This is a genomic window from Salinicola sp. 4072 (assembly GCF_036663415.1).
In the GTDB taxonomy this organism is placed as follows: domain Bacteria; phylum Pseudomonadota; class Gammaproteobacteria; order Pseudomonadales; family Halomonadaceae; genus Salinicola; species Salinicola salarius_A.
On sequence record NZ_JAXOVV010000016.1, the window covers coordinates 15,502 to 32,877 of the forward strand.

Here is a 17,376-nt window from a genome sequence, read left to right on the forward strand (position 1 = left end):
GGACTTCCATCGTGGCACGAAAGACACCACTCAAGCGTTATCGCAATATCGGTATCGTTGCCCACGTCGACGCTGGTAAGACGACCACTACCGAGCGTGTCCTGTTCTACACCGGCCTTTCCCACAAGGTAGGCGAGGTTCATGAGGGCGCTGCCACCATGGACTGGATGGAGCAGGAGCAGGAGCGTGGCATCACGATCACCTCTGCTGCGACTACCTGCTTCTGGCAGGGCATGAACAAGCAGTTCGACGAACACCGTATCAACATCATCGATACGCCGGGGCACGTTGACTTCACTATCGAAGTCGAGCGTTCCTTGCGCGTTCTGGATGGCGCCGTTGTCGTACTGTGCGGTTCTTCCGGCGTTCAGCCGCAGACCGAAACCGTCTGGCGTCAGGCCAACAAGTACGAAGTTCCGCGCATGGTGTTCGTCAACAAGATGGACCGTGCCGGCGCTGATTACTACATGGTGTTGGACCAGCTGAAGAATCGCTTGGGCGCCAACGTCGTTCCGATCCAGATCAACTGGGGTGCGGAAGACGACTTCAAGGGCGTGGTCGATCTCATTCAGATGAAGGCCATTCTGTGGGACGAAGACAACTTCGGCATGAACTACGATCTGGTCGATATTCCGGCCGATCTGCAGGAAACCGCCGAAAAGTATCGTGAGCAGATGGTCGAGGCTGCCGCCGAAGCCAACGAAGAACTCATGGACAAGTACCTCGAAGAAGGCGACCTGTCCGTCGAGGAGATCAAAGCTGGCCTGCGCGCACGTACTCTGGCCAACGAGATCGTTCTCGTCACCTGTGGCTCCGCGTTCAAGAACAAGGGTGTCCAGGCCGTTCTGGATGGTGTCATCGAGTACCTGCCATCGCCGACCGAAGTCAAGGCGATCGAGGGTGAGCTCGACGACAAGGACGGCACCATCGCGACGCGTGAAGCCGACGACAGTGCACCGTTCGCGGCGTTGGCGTTCAAGATCGCGACCGACCCGTTCGTCGGTACGCTGACCTTCATGCGCGTCTACTCGGGCGTTCTGAAGTCTGGCGACAGCGTCTTCAACTCCGTGAAGTCGAAGAAAGAGCGCGTCGGTCGTATCGTTCAGATGCACGCCAACTCGCGCGAAGAGATCAAGGAAGTCTACGCTGGCGATATCGCAGCGTGCATCGGTCTCAAGGACGTCACGACAGGCGACACGCTGTGTGATCTGAACGACAAGATCATCCTGGAGCGTATGGAGTTTCCGGAGCCGGTCATCTCCGTCGCCGTCGAACCGAAGTCCAAGCCCGACCAGGAGAAGATGGGCGTCGCCCTCGGCAAGCTGGCGCAGGAAGATCCGTCTTTCCGCGTGCAGACCGACGAAGAGACTGGCCAGACCATCATCTCGGGCATGGGCGAGTTGCACCTCGACATCATCGTCGATCGCATGCGTCGCGAGTTCAAGGTCGAGGCTAACATCGGCAAGCCGCAGGTTGCCTACCGCGAGACCATCCGCCAGTCGGTGGAACAGGAAGGCAAGTTCGTTCGTCAGTCTGGTGGTCGCGGCCAGTACGGTCACGTCTGGTTGCGCATCGAGCCGCTGACGGCCGAAGACAAGGGCGAGGACGAGGAGATGACCTTCAAGTTCGCGTCCGAGATCGTCGGTGGCGTCGTACCGAAAGAGTACGTGCCGGCCGTCGAAAAAGGGGCTTACGAACAGCTCAAGAACGGCGTCATCGCGGGTTACCCGATGATCGACGTCAAGGTCACGCTGTTCGACGGTTCCTACCACGACGTGGACTCCAACGAGACTGCGTTCAAGGTTGCCTCTTCCATGGCGATCAAAGAAGGTGCTCGTAAGGCTAAGGCCGTGTTGCTCGAGCCGGTGATGAAGGTCGAAGTCGTGACGCCCGAGGATTTCATGGGTGATGTCATGGGCGACCTTAACCGCCGTCGTGGCCTTGTGCAGGGCATGGATGACTCCTCTTCTGGCAAGGTCATTCGCGCCACGGTTCCGTTGGCTGAGATGTTCGGTTATGCAACCGATCTGCGTTCTCAGACCCAGGGACGCGCAAGCTACACCATGGAGTTTGCGAATTACGAAGAGGCGCCATCCAGCGTCGTTGATGCCGTCATCAATCAGAACGGTTAACCGTTAGCTAACGTAAAGAGGTTATAGCAGTGGCTAAGGAAAAATTTGAACGCTCCAAACCGCACGTCAACGTCGGCACCATCGGTCACGTCGACCACGGTAAAACGACTCTGACGGCAGCGCTGACTCGTGTTTCCGCCGAAGTCTTCGGTGGCGAATGGCGTCAGTTCGACACCATCGACAACGCGCCGGAAGAGCGCGAGCGCGGTATCACCATCGCGACCGCTCACGTCGAGTACCAGTCCGAAGTTCGCCATTACGCGCACGTCGACTGCCCGGGACACGCTGACTACGTCAAGAACATGATCACCGGTGCTGCCCAGATGGACGGCGCGATCCTGGTCTGTTCCGCTGCCGACGGCCCGATGCCGCAGACTCGCGAGCACATCCTGCTGTCTCGCCAGGTTGGCGTTCCGTACATCGTCGTGTTCCTGAACAAGGCCGACATGGTCGACGACGAAGAGCTGCTCGAGCTGGTCGAGATGGAAGTTCGCGAACTGCTGAGCGAGTACGACTTCCCGGGTGACGACACTCCGATCATCATCGGTTCTGCACTGATGGCGCTGGAAGGCAAGGATGACAACGGCATGGGTACTACCGCCGTCGCCAACCTGATCAAGTCTCTGGACGAGTACATTCCGGAGCCGGAGCGTGCCATCGACCAGCCGTTCCTGATGCCGATCGAAGACGTGTTCTCCATCTCCGGTCGCGGTACCGTCGTGACGGGTCGTGTCGAGCGCGGCATCGTCAAGACTGGCGACGAAGTCGAAATCGTCGGTATTCACGACACCACCAAGACGACCGTTACTGGCGTCGAGATGTTCCGCAAGCTGCTCGACGAAGGTCGTGCTGGCGAGAACGTCGGTGCGCTGCTGCGTGGTACCAAGCGTGATGACGTCGAGCGTGGTCAGGTTCTGGCCAAGCCGGGTACGATCAAGCCGCACACCAAGTTCGAAGCCGAAGTCTACGTGCTGTCCAAGGAAGAAGGTGGTCGTCACACGCCGTTCTTCAAGGGCTATCGTCCGCAGTTCTACTTCCGTACCACTGACGTTACCGGTACTTGTGAACTGCCGGAAGGTGTCGAGATGGTCATGCCGGGCGACAACGTCCAGATGGTCGTGACCCTGATCGCTCCGATCGCCATGGAAGACGGCCTGCGCTTCGCCATTCGCGAAGGCGGTCGTACCGTCGGCGCCGGCGTGGTTGCCAAGATCATCGAGTAAGCCTTTCGATGATTGCCAAAGAAGGGGCGCTTGCGCGCCCCTTTTTCTGTGTGGGTTTGATAGTCCCGATAGACGGTGTGTTTGACTCTCAATCGGGGCTCTCCTATAATGCGCGTCCTTTGAACGCGTGGGTCGACGGCTCGCGCCGTCAGCATCCAGTGGAGCATAAGGTAAATGCAGAACCAAAAGATTCGCATTCGGCTGAAAGCGTTTGACCATCGGCTGATCGATCAGTCGGCTCAGGAGATCGTGGATACAGCCAAGCGCACTGGCGCTCAGGTGCGTGGTCCGATCCCGCTGCCGACCAACCGCGAGCGTTACACCATCCTGATTTCACCGCACGTCAACAAGGACGCGCGCGATCAGTATGAGATTCGCACGCACAAGCGCGTTCTCGACATCGTCGAGCCGACGGAAAAGACCGTCGATGCGCTGATGAAGCTCGATCTTGCCGCTGGCGTAGACGTGCAGATTAAACTCGACTGAAACTAACACTAGACACTAGCGGACGTTGAGTTCACCAGCTTCCGCCGCGTCGTGAGACGCCACACAATGTGCTAGTGGAATGCTCTGGAAAGGGCAGCCATAGCGGGTGATAGTCCCGTACACTAAAGGAGACTGAACATGACTATCGGTTTGGTCGGTAAGAAGGCGGGCATGACCCGTGTCTTTACCGAAGATGGCGCATCCGTGCCCGTAACCGTTATCGAGGTTGAGCCTAACCGTATCGCTGGCGTCAAGACCGTTGAGTCTGACGGCTACCGCGCGGTGCAGGTTACAACTGGCTCCCGCAAAGCCAAGCACCTCTCCAAGGCGATTGCTGGTCAATACGCCAAGGCAGGTGTCGAGGCAGGCCGTTCCCTGATGGAGTTCCGTCTGACAGAAGACGATGAGACTCCGGAAGTGGGCGGTTCCTTCACCGTATCCCTCTTTGAAGCTGGTCAGAAAGTCGATGTGACCGGTACCTCCAAGGGTAAAGGCTTCCAAGGCGCCGTTAAGCGCTGGAATTTCCGCACCCAGGATAATACCCACGGTAACTCGCTGTCTCACCGTGCGCCGGGTTCCATCGGTCAGTGCCAGACTCCAGGTCGCGTTTTCAAGGGCAAGAAGATGGCCGGTCAGCTGGGTAACGAGCGTGTCACTGTCCAGACGCTGGAAGTGGTGCGTGTCGATACCGAGCGCAATCTGCTGTTGATCAAGGGCGCCGTGCCCGGTGCACCCGGCAGTGATGTCGTTGTGCGCAGTGCCGTGAAAGCTCGCTGAGGGGACTGAGACCGATGAATCTGAATCTCGTAGGTGCCGCAGGCACCGTCGAAGTGTCCGAAGAGACCTTTGGCAAAGACTTCAACGAAGCGCTGGTCCACCAGGTCGTCACCGCCTATCTGGCGGCAGGCCGTCAGGGTACCCGCGCTCAGAAGAACCGCTCCGACGTCCGTGGCGGCGGCAAAAAGCCGTGGCGCCAGAAGGGCACCGGTCGTGCACGTGCCGGCACCATTCGTTCGCCGCTGTGGCGTAGTGGTGGCGTAACGTTTGCCGCTCGTCCGCAGGACTACACGCAGAAGGTCAACCGCAAGATGTATCGTGCGGCCATGCGTTCGATCCTGTCCGAGCTGGTTCGCCAGGAACGTCTGGTACTGGTCGAGGAGTTTGTCGTCGAAACCTCCAAGACCAAGCAGCTGGTCGGCAAGCTCAAGGAGCTGGAGCTCGAGAAAGTGCTGATCGTCACCGAAGAAATCGACGAGAAGCTCTATCTGGCAGCGCGCAACATCCCCAACGTCGATGTCGTCGACGCTGCGGCCGCTGATCCGGTCAGTCTGGTCGCCTTCGACAAGGTGCTGATGACCGTCTCCGCTCTGCGTAAATTCGAGGAGAAGCTGGGATGAACCAGGAACGCGTATACAAGGTTCTGCTCGGACCTCACATGACCGAGAAGGCCGCTCTCGCCGCTGAGAACAATCAGTACGTGTTCAAAGTGGCCCAGGACGCGACCAAGCCCGAGATCAAGAAGGCAGTTGAAGCGCTTTTCGGCAAGAAAGTTGCCGGCGTTCAGGTGCTCAATGTCAAGGGCAAGACCAAACGCACTCGCTTCGGCATTGGTCTGCGCAAGGGTTACCGCAAGGCGTACGTGACCCTGGCTGCGGGCGAAACGCTCGAAGACTTCTCTGGCGCCGAGTAAGGCAGGAGTACGGATCATGGCAGTAGTCAAGACAAAACCCACGTCCGCCGGTCGTCGTCACGTCGTCAAAGTCGTCAACGACGAGCTCTACAAGGGCCGCGCCTATGGTGCGCTTGTCGAGAAGCAGTCGAAGTCGGGTGGGCGTAACAACAATGGCCGTATCACCACGCGTCACGTGGGTGGTGGTCATCGTCAGCATTATCGTTTGATCGATTTCAAGCGCATCAAGGATGGCATCAAGGCCGCCGTCGAGCGTATCGAATACGATCCGAACCGTAGCGCCAACATCGCGCTGCTGAAGTACATGGACGGCGAGCGTCGTTACATCATCGCGCCCAAGGCCCTCAAGGTCGGCGACGTGGTGGAGTCCGGTGTCAACGCCGCCATCAAGCGCGGAAACGCGCTGCCGCTGCGCAACATTCCGGTCGGTTCTACGGTGCATTGCATCGAACTGAAGCCGGGCAAGGGTGCGCAGATTGCCCGTAGCGCCGGCGCCAGCGCTCAGCTGGTTGCACGTGAAGGCAACTACGCAACGCTGCGTCTGCGTTCTGGCGAGGTGCGCCGCGTGCTGTCCGAATGCCGCGCTACATTGGGTGAAGTGGGCAACTCTGAGCACAGCCTGCGTCAATTGGGCAAGGCCGGTGCGAAACGTTGGAGAGGGGTGCGCCCCACTGTTCGCGGTGTCGCAATGAACCCGGTGGATCACCCGCACGGTGGCGGTGAAGGCCGTACCAGTGGTGGTCGTCACCCGGTCAGCCCGTGGGGGATTCCCACCAAGGGCCACAAGACCCGCAAGAACAAGCGTACCGACAAGCTCATCGTTCGTCGCCGCAAGTCCAAGTAACAGACATTAAGAGGTAACGGCTGTGCCACGTTCACTGAAGAAAGGTCCTTTCATCGACCTTCATCTGTTGAAGAAGGTCGAAGTCGCAACGGAAAAGAACGATCGCAAACCGATCAAGACCTGGTCGCGTCGTTCGATGATCCTGCCCAACATGGTCGGGCTCACCATTGCGGTACATAACGGTCGCCAGCATGTCCCGGTGCATGTCTCCGAGGAAATGGTCGGCCACAAGTTGGGCGAGTTCGCTGCCACCCGCACCTATCGCGGTCACGCAGCGGACAAGAAAGCCAAACGGTAAGCCAAGAGGAATAAGAGATGGAAGTCGCTGCTAAGTTGCGTGGCGCGAGCTTATCCGCCCAGAAGGCCCGTTTGGTGGCTGACCAGGTGCGCGGTAAGCCGGTCGCCGAAGCGCTCGACGTGCTGACCTTCTCACCGAAGAAGGCCGCCAAGCTGGTCAAGAAGGTGTTGCAGTCCGCGATCGCCAATGCGGAAGAAAACAACGGCATGGACATCGACGAGCTGCGTGTCTCGACCATCTGTGTCGATGAGGGCATGACGCTCAAGCGCATTCAACCGCGCGCCAAAGGCCGTGCGGATCGCATTCTGAAGCGCACCTGCCACATCACCGTCAAGGTAGCCGAGAAGTAGGAGTCGACCAGATGGGTCAGAAAGTCAATCCAGTCGGTATCCGACTGGGCATCGTCAAGGATCACACCTCGGTCTGGTATGCCGAGCGTGGAGCCTATGCCGACAAGCTGAACAGCGATCTGGAAGTGCGTAGCTATCTCGAGGGGCGTTTGAAGAACGCTTCCGTGAGCCGCATTACCATCGAGCGTCCGGCCAACAACGCCCGGATCACCATTCACACTGCCCGTCCGGGCATCGTGATTGGCAAGAAGGGCGAGGACGTCGATCGTCTGCGTCAGGATGTCACCCGCATGATGGGTGTGCCGGTGCATGTCAACATCGAAGAAGTCCGCAAGCCGGAACTCGATGCCGCTCTGGTCGCGCAGAACATCGCCGGTCAGCTCGAGCGTCGCGTGATGTTCCGTCGCGCCATGAAGCGTGCCGTTCAGAACGCCATGCGTCTGGGTGCCGGCGGTATCAAGGTGCAGCTCTCCGGTCGTCTGGGTGGTGCCGAGATCGCACGTACCGAGTGGTATCGCGAAGGTCGCGTGCCGCTTCATACACTGCGTGCCGATATCGATTACGCCACTTATGAAGCTCACACCACCTACGGCGTCATCGGCGTCAAGGTCTGGGTCTTCAAGGGCGAAATCCTCGGGGGCATCGAAGAGGTGCGTGCCAAGCAGAAGCAGCAGGCTCAGGCACCCGCACCGAAGAAGAAAGGTTCCAGGTAAGGGGAGACTGATCGATGTTGCAACCCAAGCGTACAAAGTTCCGCAAGGTGCAGAAAGGTCGTAACCGCGGCCTGGCGCATCGCGGCAGCAAGGTGAGCTTCGGGGACTTCGGTCTCAAAGCTACCGATCGCGGCCGTATCACCGCACGTCAGATCGAAGCGGGTCGTCGTGCCATTACCCGTCACGTCAAGCGTGGTGGCAAGATCTGGATCCGTGTATTCCCGGACAAGCCGATTACCAACAAGCCTCTCGAGGTTCGTATGGGTAAGGGTAAGGGTTCCGTCGAGTACTGGGTCGCCCAGATTCAGCCGGGCAGAGTGCTTTACGAAATCGAGGGTGTCTCCGAGGAGCTGGCGCGTGAAGCCTTCTCCCTGGCGGCCCAGAAAATGCCCATCTCCACCACCTTTGTGAAACGGACGGTGATGTGATGAAAGCCAACGAAATGCGTGAAAAGTCAGTCGATGCGCTGCAGGAGCAGCTCTTCGAACTGCTCCGCGAGCAGTTCAACCTGCGCATGCAGAAGGCCACCGGCCAGCTGAGCCAGACGCATCTGCTGAAGCAGGTTCGTCGCGACATCGCTCGCGTCAAGACTGTGCTCAACCAGAAGTCAGGTGACCAATAATGGCTGAAGCAAGCAAAGCACGTACGCTCACCGGCAGGGTGGTGAGCGACAAGATGGAAAAATCGATTGTCGTATTGATCGAGCGCCGCGAGCGCCATCCGATCTACGGCAAGTACATGAAGCGCTCCACCAAGCTGCACGCCCACGACGAGTCGAATCAGGCCAAGGCCGGCGATCTGGTTTCCATTCAGGAATGCCGTCCGCTGTCCAAGAAGAAGGCCTGGACGTTGGTCGAGGTGGTCGAGCAGGCCAAGGGCTGAGCCCGACAGGCGCCTTCTGAACCAGTGCAGTCAGATTAGGTTTGGAGAAAACCAATGATTCAGACGCAGACAATGCTGGATGTCGCGGATAACAGCGGCGCGCGCCGGGTGCAGTGCATCAAGGTGCTGGGTGGTTCACACCGCCGTTACGCTCGCGTTGGCGACATCATCAAAGTGACGGTCAAAGAAGCCATCCCGCGGGGCAAGGTCAAGAAAGGCCAGGTCCTCAAGGCGGTGGTCGTGCGTACGCGTAGCGGTGTCCGTCGTAACGACGGTTCGCTGATTCGCTTCGATGGAAATGCGGCGGTTCTGTTGAATAACGCCAACGAACAGCCGATCGGTACCCGTATCTTCGGACCGGTAACTCGTGAACTGCGTAACGAGAAGTTCATGAAGATCATTTCCTTGGCGCCCGAAGTGCTGTAAGGAGCGAGGCGGATATGCACAAGATCAAACGTGACGACGAAGTCATCGTCATCGCCGGCAAGGACAAGGGCAAGCGTGGCACGATCAAGCGCGTCCTCGAAAACGATCGTTATGTCGTTTCGGGCGTGAACATGATCAAGCGCCACACCAAGCCCAATCCTATGGTTGGCAACCCGGGGGGTATCGTCGAGCGTGAGGCTCCGATCCATGCGTCCAATGTAGCCATCTTCAATGCGGAGACCGGCAAGGCGGATCGCGTCGGCTTCCAGCTACAGGAAGACGGTACCAAGGTACGTATCTACAAGTCGACGCAGAAGCAGATCGACGCCTAACGCGAGTCGGGTAGCAAAATGGCGAACTTGAAAGAACGTTATCAAAACGAGGTCATGGCTCAGCTCAAAGAGCAGTTCAGCTATGCCAACGTTATGCAGGTGCCCCGGATCACCAAGGTGACGCTGAACATGGGCATCGGCGAAGCGACCAGCGATAAAAAGCTGATCGACAACGCCATCGGCGACCTGGAGAAGCTCTCCGGTCAGAAGCCGGTGGTAACCAAGGCGCGCAAGTCCATTGCTGGCTTCAAGGTCCGCGAAGGCTGGCCGATCGGCGTCAAGGTGACGCTGCGCCGCGAAAGGATGTGGGAATTCCTGGACCGTCTGGTCAACATCGCGATTCCTCGCGTGCGTGACTTCCGCGGTCTGAATCCGAAATCCTTCGATGGCCGTGGCAACTACTCCATGGGCGTACGTGAGCAGATCATCTTTCCGGAGATCGAGTATGATAAGATCGACCGGATCCGGGGTCTGGATGTCACCATCACGACCAGCGCCATCACCGACGAAGAAGGTCGTGCGCTTCTCAGCGCGCTGAACTTCCCGTTCAAGCAATAAGGGTGGATTCATGGCAAAGAAAAGCATGATTGAGCGTGAGCTCAAGCGCGCAAAGCTGGTCGACAAGTACGCCGCCAAGCGTGCCGCGCTCAAAACCGTCATTTATGACGTGAACGCTTCTGACGAAGAGCGCTTCGACGCTCAGCTGAAGCTGCAACAGTTGCCGCGTGACTCCAGTCAGGTCCGTCAGCGCAACCGCTGCCGCATTACCGGTCGTCCGCACGGTTACTACAACAAGTTCGGACTGGCCCGTAACAAGCTGCGCGAAGCTGCCATGCGTGGCGATGTCCCTGGACTGAAGAAGTCCAGCTGGTAAGCCACGTCGAGGAATTCAGGAGCGCAATGTAATGAGCATGCAAGATACTCTAGCGGATATGTTTACCCGTATTCGCAATGCGCAGATGGCCACCAAGGAGACGGTTACCATGCCGTCTTCCAAGCTCAAGATTGAAGTGGCCCGCGTACTCAAGCAGGAAGGCTATATTACCGACGTGTCGGTCACCGAAGGCGCTAAGCCCGAACTGACCGTGACCCTCAAGTACTTCGAGGGCAAGCCGGTTATCGAGCACCTCCAGCGTATGTCCAAGCCGTCACTGCGGATCTACAAGGGCAAGAGCGAACTGCCCAAGGTCGCGGACGGTCTGGGTGTGGCAATCGTCACCACCTCCCAAGGTGTCATGACCGATCGTGCCGCACGCCAGGCGGGTGTCGGTGGTGAAGTCATCTGCACCGTATTCTAGGAGTGAGTAATGTCTCGCGTAGCCAAGTATCCGGTTAAACTGCCCAACGGCGTCGAGGTGAAATTCGACGGCGACCAGCTGTCCGTCAAGGGCGGCCAGGGCACGCTTGAACTGACCGTGCATCCCGACGTGAAGATCACTCAGGAAGACGGCCAGTTGGTTTTCGCCCCGAGCGAAACGGCGAAAACATGGGCCATGGTTGGTACGACTCGTGCCTTGGTCCAGAACATGGTCACCGGCGCTTCCGAGGGTTTCACTCGGTCGCTGGAAATCAATGGCGTCGGCTATCGTGCCCAGGCTAGTGGCAAGACGCTGAACCTAACACTCGGTTTCTCACACCCGATCGACTACACGCTGCCCGAAGGTGTCACGGCGGAAACGCCCAAGAACACCGTGATCGTGCTGAAAAGCGCGGACAAGCAGAAGCTCGGTCAGGTGGCAGCGGAAATTCGCGCGTTCCGTCCGCCGGAGCCCTACAAGGGCAAAGGGGTTCGGTACAGTGACGAACGTGTCCGCCGCAAAGAAGCCAAGAAGAAGTAAGGCAGGGTTATGAACGCGAAGAAAGAATCTCGTCTCCGTCGTGCCCGCCGCGCCCGTGCCAAGATCCGCGATTTGGGTGTGTTTCGCCTGTGCGTCAACCGCACCCCGCGACACATCTATGCGCAGATCATCTCACCGGACGGCGGCAAGGTCCTGGCCAGCGCTTCCACGCTGGACAAGAGCCTGCGCGAAGGTGCCACGGGCAACGCTGACGCGGCTGCCAAGGTGGGTGCTCTGATTGCCGAGCGCGCCAAGGATGCCGGCATCTCTCAGGTCGCCTTTGACCGCGCTGGGTTCCAGTACCACGGGCGTGTCAAGGCATTGGCTGATGCCGCACGCGAAGGCGGTCTGCAATTCTAAAGGGTTTAACGATGGCGAATAACGAACAGAAGGGCGGAGATCTGCAAGAGAAGTTGGTGCAGGTCAACCGCGTCGCCAAGGTGGTCAAGGGTGGCCGTATCTTCGGCTTCACCGCGCTGACCGTCGTTGGCGATGGCAACGGCCGGGTCGGCTTCGGTCGCGGCAAGGCACGTGAAGTGCCGGTCGCGATCCAGAAAGCCATGGACCAGGCTCGCCGCAACATGGTCAAGGTCAGCCTCAGCGGTAGCACGTTGCAGTACCCGGTACGTGCCCGTCACGGCGCGTCCAAGGTCTTCATGCAGCCGGCTTCCGAAGGTACCGGCATCATCGCCGGTGGTGCCATGCGTTCCGTGCTGGAACTGGCCGGTGTGCATGACGTTCTGGCCAAGTGCTACGGTTCCACTAACCCGGTGAACGTGGTTCGCGCCACGATCAAGGGTCTTGAATCCATGCAATCTCCGGAAGACATCGCCGCCAAGCGTGGCCTGTCTGTCGAAGAGTTGGCGGGGTAAGTGACCATGGCACAGACTATCAAAATCACTCAGACCCGCAGCACCATCGGTGTCCTGAAGAAGCACAAGGCGACAATGACCGGTCTCGGTCTGCGTCGGATCGGGCATTCGGTCGAGCTGGAAGACACCCCCGCCGTTCGCGGCATGATCAACAAGGTCAACTACCTTGTTCGAATCGAGGGAGAGTAATCCATGAAACTCAATAGCTTAAGCCCGGCTCCGGGCTCCAAGCACGCCGAAAAGCGTGTCGGGCGCGGCATCGGCTCCGGTCTGGGCAAGACCGGTGGCCGTGGTCACAAGGGCTTGAAGTCTCGCTCTGGTGGCTCGGTCAAGCCGGGCTTCGAGGGTGGTCAGATGCCCTTGCAGCGTCGTCTGCCTAAATTCGGTTTCACCTCGGCCAAGTCGCTGGTGTCCGAAGAAGTCCGCCTGGCCGAGCTGGCCAAGGTCGAGGGCGATGTTGCCGATCTCGCTAGCCTGAAGAAAGCCAACGTGCTCAAGAATGCTACCGAGTACGCCAAGGTCGTTCTGTCCGGCGAGCTGAGCAAGGCGGTTACCGTGCGTGGCCTCAAGGTCACCAAAGGTGCGCGTGCTGCGATCGAAGCGGCCGGTGGCAAAGTAGAGGACTAAATGGCTAAGTCAGGAAACATGCCGGCGAACATGGGTAGTGGTCTCAGCGAGCTGTGGGCACGCCTGCGTTTCGTCTTCATCGCGATCGTGGTGTACCGCATCGGTGCCCACATCCCCGTCCCCGGCATCGATCCTGACCAGCTGGCTGCCCTGTTTCGGGAGAACCAGGGCACCATCCTGGGCATGTTCAACATGTTCTCGGGGGGTGCGCTGCAGCGCATGAGTATCTTCGCGCTGGGGATCATGCCGTATATCTCCGCGTCGATCATCATGCAGCTTCTGACCGCGGTATCGCCTCAGCTCGAAGCGCTGAAGAAGGAAGGCGAAGCCGGGCGCCGCAAGATCAACCAGTACACACGCTACGGCACGGTGTTGCTGGCGCTGATCCAGGCGACGGGCATGTCAGTTGGTCTGGTCAGTCAGGGCGTGGCCTATTCGGGCGACATCAGCTTCTACTTCACGGCAGTCGTGACGTTCGTGGCCGGTGCCGTATTCCTGATGTGGCTGGGCGAGCAGATCACCGAAAAGGGGATCGGCAACGGTATTTCGCTGATCATCTTCTCAGGTATCGTGGCGGGTTTGCCGAGCGCAATCGGTCAGTCGTTTGAACTGGCGCGTAATGACGGCGCCTGGAACGTGCTTCCGCTGTTGGCCCTGTCGATTCTCGGTATCGCCACGGTGGCTTTCGTGGTGTTCATCGAGCGCGGTCAGCGTCGTATCACGGTGAACTATCCGCGTCGCCAGGTAGGCAACAAGATGTATGCCGGCCAGAGCAGCTATCTGCCGCTCAAGGTCAACATGGCAGGCGTCATTCCGCCGATCTTCGCGTCTAGCATTCTGCTGTTTCCCGGCTCCATCGGGCAGTGGTTGGGCCAGAGTGACGGATTCGAGTGGTTGCAGGTGGCTTCGCAGCAGCTCGCACCCGGAGCGCCGTTGTACATCATTCTGTTCGCCGCGGCGGTGCTGTTCTTCTGCTTCTTCTACACGGCGTTGGTATTCAATCCTAAGGATGTTGCCGACAACCTGAAGAAGTCCGGCGCTTTCCTGCCGGGTATTCGTCCGGGAGAGCAGACGGCTCGCTACGTCGACAAGGTGATGACGCGCTTGACGCTGTTCGGGGCGCTCTACATCACACTGGTCTCGTTGATGCCGCAGTTCCTGGTGGTGGCCTGGCAGGTGCCGTTCTACTTCGGGGGTACCTCGCTGCTGATCGTGGTCGTGGTAATCATGGACTTCATGGCCCAGGTTCAGTCTCATCTGATGTCTCACCAGTATGAGTCAGTGATGAAGAAATCGAACCTGAAGGGCTACGGTAGCGGCGGCCTGACGCGCTGAGCCTCCGCGAGAGAGCATTTGGAGAGAACGATGAAAGTTCGAGCTTCTGTAAAGAAAATGTGCCGTAACTGCAAGATCATTCGGCGCAACGGCGCGGTTCGTGTTATCTGCACGGAACCTCGCCACAAGCAGCGCCAGGGTTGATTCTACCCCGAAGCTGCGAGTAAAAGCGGGCCGTGGCATATCCCTTGCCTCGAGAGAGGTTAGGGGGTATGCTATTGCGCCCTTTGTGGACGACTAACGAGCAAGCCGCTCAACATTCGGAGTAAGCTGATGGCCCGTATTGCAGGCGTCAATATCCCGGACAACAAGCATGCGGCGATCTCGCTGACCTACATCTACGGGATTGGCCGCACGCGTGCACAGAGTATCTGTGCTGCTGCCGGCATCGCACCGACCACCAAGGTTCAGGATCTGTCTGGCGAAGAGCTCGACGTTCTGCGTACCGAAGTGGGCAAGTACACCGTAGAAGGCGACCTTCGCCGTGATGTGACGCTGAACATCAAGCGTCTCATGGACTTGGGTTGTTACCGTGGTCTGCGCCATCGTCGTGGTCTACCGCTGCGTGGTCAGCGTACCAAGACCAATGCGCGTACCCGTAAGGGACCGCGTAAACCGATTCGTAAGTAATTAACGTTCCGGCGTTTAAGATCAGGATACATCAACATGGCTAACCCGCGTAGTAACCGTAAAAAGGTTAAAAAGCAGGTCGTGGATGCGGTAGCGCATATCCATGCCTCTTTTAACAATACGATCGTGACGATCACAGACCGCCAGGGCAATGCGCTTTCTTGGGCAACAGCCGGTGGTTCGGGTTTTCGTGGTTCTCGCAAGAGCACCCCGTTCGCAGCTCAAGTGGCGAGTGAACGTGCAGCGACTGCTGCAGCCGAGTATGGTGTGAAAAACGTCGACGTGCTGGTCAAGGGCCCAGGTCCTGGCCGTGAGTCTGCCGTGCGCGCGCTCAATGCCGCCGGCTTCCGTGTACAGAGCATTACTGACGCGACGCCGATTCCGCACAACGGATGCCGTCCGCCGAAGAAACGCCGCGTTTAAGGAGACAGACTCATGGCTCGTTATCTTGGACCCAAGTGTAAGTTGTCTCGTCGTGAAGGCACCGACCTCTTTCTCAAGAGCGGTGTCACTCCCTTCGAGAAGAAGTGCAAATCCGAGCAGATCCCGGGTGTGCATGGCCAGCGCCGTCAGCGTCTTTCCGACTACGGCTTGCAGCTTCGCGAGAAGCAGAAAGTGCGTCGTATCTATGGCGTGCTCGAAAAACAGTTCCGCAACTACTACAAGGAAGCCGCTCGCCTGAAAGGTGCGACCGGCGAATCCCTGCTGCAGTTGCTGGAATGCCGACTGGACAACGTGGTCTATCGCATGGGCTTCGGCTCCACGCGTAACGAATCACGTCAGTTGGTCAGCCACAAGGCGATCGCGGTCAATGGCCGTACTGTCAACGTGGCGTCCTATCAGGTGCGTCCCGGCGACGTCGTGTCTGTTCGCGAGAAGGCCAAGAACCAGGCCCGTATCCAGCAGGCCCTGTCCATCGCTGCCAACCGCGGCGACGTGACGTGGATCGACATCGATTCGAAGAAGATGGAAGGCACTTTCAAGGCTGTCCCGGAACGCGGTGACCTGTCTGCCGACATCAACGAAAACCTGATCGTCGAGCTGTACTCCAAGTAAGTCTGAGCTCGGGTCGCGATTGCGGCCCGAGACCAGCATTGGGTACCGATATTCGTTTGGCAGCCTGGGAAGGTGTTCATATGCAGCGTTCAGTGACAGAGTTTCTCCGTCCCCGCGACATCAAGGTCGAAGAGGTCAGTGCACATCACGCAAAGATCGTGCTGGAACCCTTCGAACGTGGTTTCGGCCATACCCTGGGGAATGCGCTGCGTCGCATCCTGCTTTCTTCGATGCCCGGCTGTGCCGTGATCGAAGCCGAAATCGATGGCGTGTTGCATGAATACAGTGCCATCGAAGGTGTTCAGGAAGACGTCATCGAGATTCTGTTGAATCTCAAGGACGTGGCCATCAGGATGCACGGCCGCGACGAAGCCGTCTTGACCCTGAACAAGCAGGGCCCCGGTGTGATGACCGCAGGCGATATCGCCGTCGGTCATGACGTCGAGATCGTCAATCCGGACCACGTGATCGCTCACCTCAACGGTGGCAGCGAGCTGAAAATGCAGCTCAAGGTCGTCCGGGGTCGTGGTTACGAACCGGCGGATGCGCGACTCTCTGACGAGGACGAATCCCGTGCCATCGGTCGTCTGCAGCTGGATGCCACTTTCAGCCCCGTACGCCGCGTCTCCTATGCGGTAGAGGCTGCACGTGTCGAACAGCGCACCGACCTCGATAAGCTGGTCATCGATCTCGAAACTGACGGCACTCTGGACCCCGAAGAAGCCATTCGTCGCAGTGCGACCATTCTTCAGGAACAGCTGGCCGCCTTCGTCGACCTCGAAGCTGACAGAGAGCAGGAAACCGAAGAAGAGGAAGATCAGATCGATCCGATTCTTCTGCGCCCCGTGGATGATCTCGAACTCACGGTTCGCAGCGCCAACTGCTTGAAGGCCGAGAATATTTACTACATTGGCGATTTGATTCAGCGCACGGAAGTCGAGCTGCTCAAGACGCCGAACCTTGGCAAGAAGTCCTTGAACGAGATCAAGGACGTGTTGGCTTCGCGCGGTCTTTCACTCGGCATGCGGTTGGAAAACTGGCCGCCGGCGAGTCTGAAAGACGACAAGGCTTCTGCCTGAGGAAGATAGCGCCGAGGCTCAGTCTTCGGTGTCGTCGCCTAGCGTCGAATCCAGTGTGCCGACTCGAATCACCAGTTTGGTAAGGAATAGCAATCATGCGTCATCGTAAGAGTGGTCGTCATCTGAATCGGACCAGCTCGCATCGGCACGCCATGTTCAAGAACATGTGCATCTCGCTGGTCGAGCATGAAGTGATCAAGACTACCCTGCCTAAAGCCAAGGAACTGCGCCGTCATATCGAGCCGCTGATCACCCTGGCCAAGCAGGATAGCGTGGCGAATCGCCGTCTGGCGTTCAGCCGCACCCGCTCCAAGGAAGCTGTCGGCAAGCTCTTCAACGAGCTTGGCCCGCGTTACGTCAATCGCCCGGGCGGCTATGTCCGTGTGCTCAAGTGCGGCTACCGCACTGGCGACAACGCGCCGATGGCTTACATCGAGCTGGTCGATCGTCCGGTCGTCGAAGAAGCTGCTGGCGACGAATAAGTCCCAAGCTTCTTGCACGACAAAAACCGGCTGCCCAATCACTTGGGCAGCCGGTTTTCTTTTGGCTGAATCTCAGAGCCT

General features: G+C 58.6%; 30 protein-coding genes. All 30 read left to right on the forward strand.

What is annotated here, in order from left to right; all coding sequences use genetic code 11:
- The first annotated feature begins 11 nt into the window (after positions 1-11).
- Positions 12-2,132, forward strand: coding sequence for an elongation factor G (gene fusA, locus R3F72_RS11805; protein ID WP_332779725.1), 2,121 nt, complete (start codon positions 12-14; stop codon positions 2,130-2,132).
- A 29-nt stretch (positions 2,133-2,161) separates the two neighbouring features.
- On the forward strand, positions 2,162-3,355 hold the full coding sequence (gene tuf, locus R3F72_RS11810; protein ID WP_071230705.1) for an elongation factor Tu: 1,194 nt from the start codon (positions 2,162-2,164) through the stop codon (positions 3,353-3,355).
- 174 nt (positions 3,356-3,529) lie between these two features.
- Complete coding sequence (gene rpsJ / locus R3F72_RS11815) at positions 3,530-3,841, forward strand: 30S ribosomal protein S10 (RefSeq protein WP_035470365.1); 312 nt, start codon at positions 3,530-3,532, stop codon at positions 3,839-3,841.
- A gap of 138 nt (positions 3,842-3,979) precedes the next feature.
- The gene (gene rplC / locus R3F72_RS11820) at positions 3,980-4,618 is read left to right on the forward strand and encodes a 50S ribosomal protein L3 (RefSeq protein WP_322528498.1); all 639 of its coding nucleotides are present in this window, start codon (positions 3,980-3,982) and stop codon (positions 4,616-4,618) included.
- 14 nt (positions 4,619-4,632) lie between these two features.
- Positions 4,633-5,238: a 50S ribosomal protein L4 gene (gene rplD, locus R3F72_RS11825; protein ID WP_071230707.1), complete on the forward strand. Its 606-nt coding sequence runs from the start codon at positions 4,633-4,635 to the stop codon at positions 5,236-5,238.
- Entirely contained in the window at positions 5,235-5,531 is a 297-nt protein-coding gene (gene rplW / locus R3F72_RS11830; RefSeq protein ID WP_071230708.1) for a 50S ribosomal protein L23, read from the forward strand. The genes rplD and rplW overlap by 4 nt, the downstream gene beginning before the upstream one ends.
- Positions 5,532-5,547: 16 nt before the next feature.
- Positions 5,548-6,375 carry a 50S ribosomal protein L2 gene (rplB, locus tag R3F72_RS11835; RefSeq protein ID WP_087719765.1) on the forward strand — a complete coding sequence of 276 codons (828 nt, stop codon included), beginning with the start codon at positions 5,548-5,550 and terminating at the stop codon, positions 6,373-6,375.
- Positions 6,376-6,397: 22 nt separating this feature from the next.
- Positions 6,398-6,673 carry a 30S ribosomal protein S19 gene (rpsS, locus tag R3F72_RS11840; protein ID WP_071230710.1) on the forward strand — a complete coding sequence of 92 codons (276 nt, stop codon included), beginning with the start codon at positions 6,398-6,400 and terminating at the stop codon, positions 6,671-6,673.
- Between the two features lie 17 nt (positions 6,674-6,690).
- Complete coding sequence (rplV, locus tag R3F72_RS11845; protein WP_035470378.1) at positions 6,691-7,023, forward strand: 50S ribosomal protein L22; 333 nt, start codon at positions 6,691-6,693, stop codon at positions 7,021-7,023.
- Positions 7,024-7,034: 11 nt separating this feature from the next.
- Positions 7,035-7,736, forward strand: a complete 702-nt coding sequence (gene rpsC / locus R3F72_RS11850) for a 30S ribosomal protein S3 (protein WP_087719766.1) — start codon at positions 7,035-7,037, stop codon at positions 7,734-7,736.
- Between the two features lie 14 nt (positions 7,737-7,750).
- Positions 7,751-8,164 carry a 50S ribosomal protein L16 gene (gene rplP, locus R3F72_RS11855; protein WP_071230712.1) on the forward strand — a complete coding sequence of 138 codons (414 nt, stop codon included), beginning with the start codon at positions 7,751-7,753 and terminating at the stop codon, positions 8,162-8,164.
- The gene (rpmC, locus tag R3F72_RS11860; protein WP_075563678.1) at positions 8,164-8,358 is read left to right on the forward strand and encodes a 50S ribosomal protein L29; all 195 of its coding nucleotides are present in this window, start codon (positions 8,164-8,166) and stop codon (positions 8,356-8,358) included. The genes rplP and rpmC overlap by 1 nt, the downstream gene beginning before the upstream one ends.
- Positions 8,358-8,618 carry a 30S ribosomal protein S17 gene (gene rpsQ, locus R3F72_RS11865; protein WP_071230714.1) on the forward strand — a complete coding sequence of 87 codons (261 nt, stop codon included), beginning with the start codon at positions 8,358-8,360 and terminating at the stop codon, positions 8,616-8,618. Before rpmC ends, rpsQ begins: the two co-directional genes overlap by 1 nt.
- Positions 8,619-8,672: 54 nt before the next feature.
- A complete protein-coding gene (gene rplN / locus R3F72_RS11870; protein WP_071230715.1) occupies positions 8,673-9,044 on the forward strand; it encodes a 50S ribosomal protein L14 in 372 nt (123 codons plus the stop codon).
- Positions 9,045-9,058: 14 nt separating this feature from the next.
- A complete protein-coding gene (rplX, locus tag R3F72_RS11875; protein WP_075563676.1) occupies positions 9,059-9,376 on the forward strand; it encodes a 50S ribosomal protein L24 in 318 nt (105 codons plus the stop codon).
- An 18-nt stretch (positions 9,377-9,394) separates the two neighbouring features.
- A complete protein-coding gene (rplE, locus tag R3F72_RS11880) occupies positions 9,395-9,934 on the forward strand; it encodes a 50S ribosomal protein L5 (RefSeq protein ID WP_071230717.1) in 540 nt (179 codons plus the stop codon).
- A 10-nt stretch (positions 9,935-9,944) separates the two neighbouring features.
- Complete coding sequence (gene rpsN / locus R3F72_RS11885; protein WP_332779726.1) at positions 9,945-10,250, forward strand: 30S ribosomal protein S14; 306 nt, start codon at positions 9,945-9,947, stop codon at positions 10,248-10,250.
- A 31-nt stretch (positions 10,251-10,281) separates the two neighbouring features.
- Complete coding sequence (gene rpsH / locus R3F72_RS11890; RefSeq protein WP_332779727.1) at positions 10,282-10,674, forward strand: 30S ribosomal protein S8; 393 nt, start codon at positions 10,282-10,284, stop codon at positions 10,672-10,674.
- A 9-nt stretch (positions 10,675-10,683) separates the two neighbouring features.
- Positions 10,684-11,214 carry a 50S ribosomal protein L6 gene (gene rplF, locus R3F72_RS11895; RefSeq protein WP_332779728.1) on the forward strand — a complete coding sequence of 177 codons (531 nt, stop codon included), beginning with the start codon at positions 10,684-10,686 and terminating at the stop codon, positions 11,212-11,214.
- A gap of 9 nt (positions 11,215-11,223) precedes the next feature.
- The gene (rplR, locus tag R3F72_RS11900) at positions 11,224-11,574 is read left to right on the forward strand and encodes a 50S ribosomal protein L18 (protein ID WP_071230721.1); all 351 of its coding nucleotides are present in this window, start codon (positions 11,224-11,226) and stop codon (positions 11,572-11,574) included.
- A gap of 11 nt (positions 11,575-11,585) precedes the next feature.
- Positions 11,586-12,086 (forward strand): 30S ribosomal protein S5, encoded by a 501-nt coding sequence (gene rpsE, locus R3F72_RS11905; protein ID WP_071230722.1) that lies wholly within the window; start codon positions 11,586-11,588, stop codon positions 12,084-12,086.
- A 6-nt stretch (positions 12,087-12,092) separates the two neighbouring features.
- Positions 12,093-12,275, forward strand: a complete 183-nt coding sequence (gene rpmD, locus R3F72_RS11910) for a 50S ribosomal protein L30 (RefSeq protein ID WP_071230723.1) — start codon at positions 12,093-12,095, stop codon at positions 12,273-12,275.
- A gap of 3 nt (positions 12,276-12,278) precedes the next feature.
- Positions 12,279-12,713, forward strand: a complete 435-nt coding sequence (gene rplO / locus R3F72_RS11915; RefSeq protein WP_071230724.1) for a 50S ribosomal protein L15 — start codon at positions 12,279-12,281, stop codon at positions 12,711-12,713.
- Positions 12,714-14,048: a preprotein translocase subunit SecY gene (gene secY, locus R3F72_RS11920; RefSeq protein ID WP_332779729.1), complete on the forward strand. Its 1,335-nt coding sequence runs from the start codon at positions 12,714-12,716 to the stop codon at positions 14,046-14,048.
- A gap of 30 nt (positions 14,049-14,078) precedes the next feature.
- Complete coding sequence (gene rpmJ, locus R3F72_RS11925; RefSeq protein ID WP_031384759.1) at positions 14,079-14,192, forward strand: 50S ribosomal protein L36; 114 nt, start codon at positions 14,079-14,081, stop codon at positions 14,190-14,192.
- A gap of 129 nt (positions 14,193-14,321) precedes the next feature.
- A complete protein-coding gene (gene rpsM / locus R3F72_RS11930) occupies positions 14,322-14,678 on the forward strand; it encodes a 30S ribosomal protein S13 (RefSeq protein WP_071230726.1) in 357 nt (118 codons plus the stop codon).
- 36 nt (positions 14,679-14,714) lie between these two features.
- Positions 14,715-15,101, forward strand: coding sequence for a 30S ribosomal protein S11 (rpsK, locus tag R3F72_RS11935; RefSeq protein ID WP_009723883.1), 387 nt, complete (start codon positions 14,715-14,717; stop codon positions 15,099-15,101).
- 12 nt (positions 15,102-15,113) lie between these two features.
- Positions 15,114-15,734: a 30S ribosomal protein S4 gene (rpsD, locus tag R3F72_RS11940; RefSeq protein ID WP_071230727.1), complete on the forward strand. Its 621-nt coding sequence runs from the start codon at positions 15,114-15,116 to the stop codon at positions 15,732-15,734.
- An 80-nt stretch (positions 15,735-15,814) separates the two neighbouring features.
- Positions 15,815-16,813 carry a DNA-directed RNA polymerase subunit alpha gene (locus R3F72_RS11945; protein ID WP_332779730.1) on the forward strand — a complete coding sequence of 333 codons (999 nt, stop codon included), beginning with the start codon at positions 15,815-15,817 and terminating at the stop codon, positions 16,811-16,813.
- Positions 16,814-16,908: 95 nt separating this feature from the next.
- Positions 16,909-17,295 carry a 50S ribosomal protein L17 gene (rplQ, locus tag R3F72_RS11950; protein WP_071230729.1) on the forward strand — a complete coding sequence of 129 codons (387 nt, stop codon included), beginning with the start codon at positions 16,909-16,911 and terminating at the stop codon, positions 17,293-17,295.
- The last annotated feature ends 81 nt before the right edge of the window (positions 17,296-17,376 follow it).

Excerpts from the sequence above, each read along its gene's own strand:
- rpsK (WP_009723883.1), top strand. The coding sequence starts at position 14,715 with ATGGCTAACCCGCGTAGTAACCGTAAAAAGGTTAAAAAGCAGGTCGTG.
- rpsE (WP_071230722.1), top strand. The coding sequence starts at position 11,586 with ATGGCGAATAACGAACAGAAGGGCGGAGATCTGCAAGAGAAGTTGGTG.
- rplC (WP_322528498.1), top strand. The coding sequence starts at position 3,980 with ATGACTATCGGTTTGGTCGGTAAGAAGGCGGGCATGACCCGTGTCTTT.
- rplB (WP_087719765.1), top strand. The coding sequence starts at position 5,548 with ATGGCAGTAGTCAAGACAAAACCCACGTCCGCCGGTCGTCGTCACGTC.
- rpsM (WP_071230726.1), top strand. The coding sequence starts at position 14,322 with ATGGCCCGTATTGCAGGCGTCAATATCCCGGACAACAAGCATGCGGCG.
- rplO (WP_071230724.1), top strand. The coding sequence starts at position 12,279 with ATGAAACTCAATAGCTTAAGCCCGGCTCCGGGCTCCAAGCACGCCGAA.
- rpmC (WP_075563678.1), top strand. The coding sequence starts at position 8,164 with ATGAAAGCCAACGAAATGCGTGAAAAGTCAGTCGATGCGCTGCAGGAG.
- rplN (WP_071230715.1), top strand. The coding sequence starts at position 8,673 with ATGATTCAGACGCAGACAATGCTGGATGTCGCGGATAACAGCGGCGCG.
- R3F72_RS11945 (WP_332779730.1), top strand. The coding sequence starts at position 15,815 with ATGCAGCGTTCAGTGACAGAGTTTCTCCGTCCCCGCGACATCAAGGTC.
- rpsD (WP_071230727.1), top strand. The coding sequence starts at position 15,114 with ATGGCTCGTTATCTTGGACCCAAGTGTAAGTTGTCTCGTCGTGAAGGC.
- rpsC (WP_087719766.1), top strand. The coding sequence starts at position 7,035 with ATGGGTCAGAAAGTCAATCCAGTCGGTATCCGACTGGGCATCGTCAAG.
- rpsQ (WP_071230714.1), top strand. The coding sequence starts at position 8,358 with ATGGCTGAAGCAAGCAAAGCACGTACGCTCACCGGCAGGGTGGTGAGC.
- rpsJ (WP_035470365.1), top strand. The coding sequence starts at position 3,530 with ATGCAGAACCAAAAGATTCGCATTCGGCTGAAAGCGTTTGACCATCGG.
- rplD (WP_071230707.1), top strand. The coding sequence starts at position 4,633 with ATGAATCTGAATCTCGTAGGTGCCGCAGGCACCGTCGAAGTGTCCGAA.
- rplR (WP_071230721.1), top strand. The coding sequence starts at position 11,224 with ATGAACGCGAAGAAAGAATCTCGTCTCCGTCGTGCCCGCCGCGCCCGT.
- rplV (WP_035470378.1), top strand. The coding sequence starts at position 6,691 with ATGGAAGTCGCTGCTAAGTTGCGTGGCGCGAGCTTATCCGCCCAGAAG.
- secY (WP_332779729.1), top strand. The coding sequence starts at position 12,714 with ATGGCTAAGTCAGGAAACATGCCGGCGAACATGGGTAGTGGTCTCAGC.
- rplX (WP_075563676.1), top strand. The coding sequence starts at position 9,059 with ATGCACAAGATCAAACGTGACGACGAAGTCATCGTCATCGCCGGCAAG.
- rpmJ (WP_031384759.1), top strand. The coding sequence starts at position 14,079 with ATGAAAGTTCGAGCTTCTGTAAAGAAAATGTGCCGTAACTGCAAGATC.
- rplF (WP_332779728.1), top strand. The coding sequence starts at position 10,684 with ATGTCTCGCGTAGCCAAGTATCCGGTTAAACTGCCCAACGGCGTCGAG.
- rpsN (WP_332779726.1), top strand. The coding sequence starts at position 9,945 with ATGGCAAAGAAAAGCATGATTGAGCGTGAGCTCAAGCGCGCAAAGCTG.
- rplE (WP_071230717.1), top strand. The coding sequence starts at position 9,395 with ATGGCGAACTTGAAAGAACGTTATCAAAACGAGGTCATGGCTCAGCTC.
- rplQ (WP_071230729.1), top strand. The coding sequence starts at position 16,909 with ATGCGTCATCGTAAGAGTGGTCGTCATCTGAATCGGACCAGCTCGCAT.
- rplW (WP_071230708.1), top strand. The coding sequence starts at position 5,235 with ATGAACCAGGAACGCGTATACAAGGTTCTGCTCGGACCTCACATGACC.
- rpsH (WP_332779727.1), top strand. The coding sequence starts at position 10,282 with ATGAGCATGCAAGATACTCTAGCGGATATGTTTACCCGTATTCGCAAT.
- rplP (WP_071230712.1), top strand. The coding sequence starts at position 7,751 with ATGTTGCAACCCAAGCGTACAAAGTTCCGCAAGGTGCAGAAAGGTCGT.
- rpmD (WP_071230723.1), top strand. The coding sequence starts at position 12,093 with ATGGCACAGACTATCAAAATCACTCAGACCCGCAGCACCATCGGTGTC.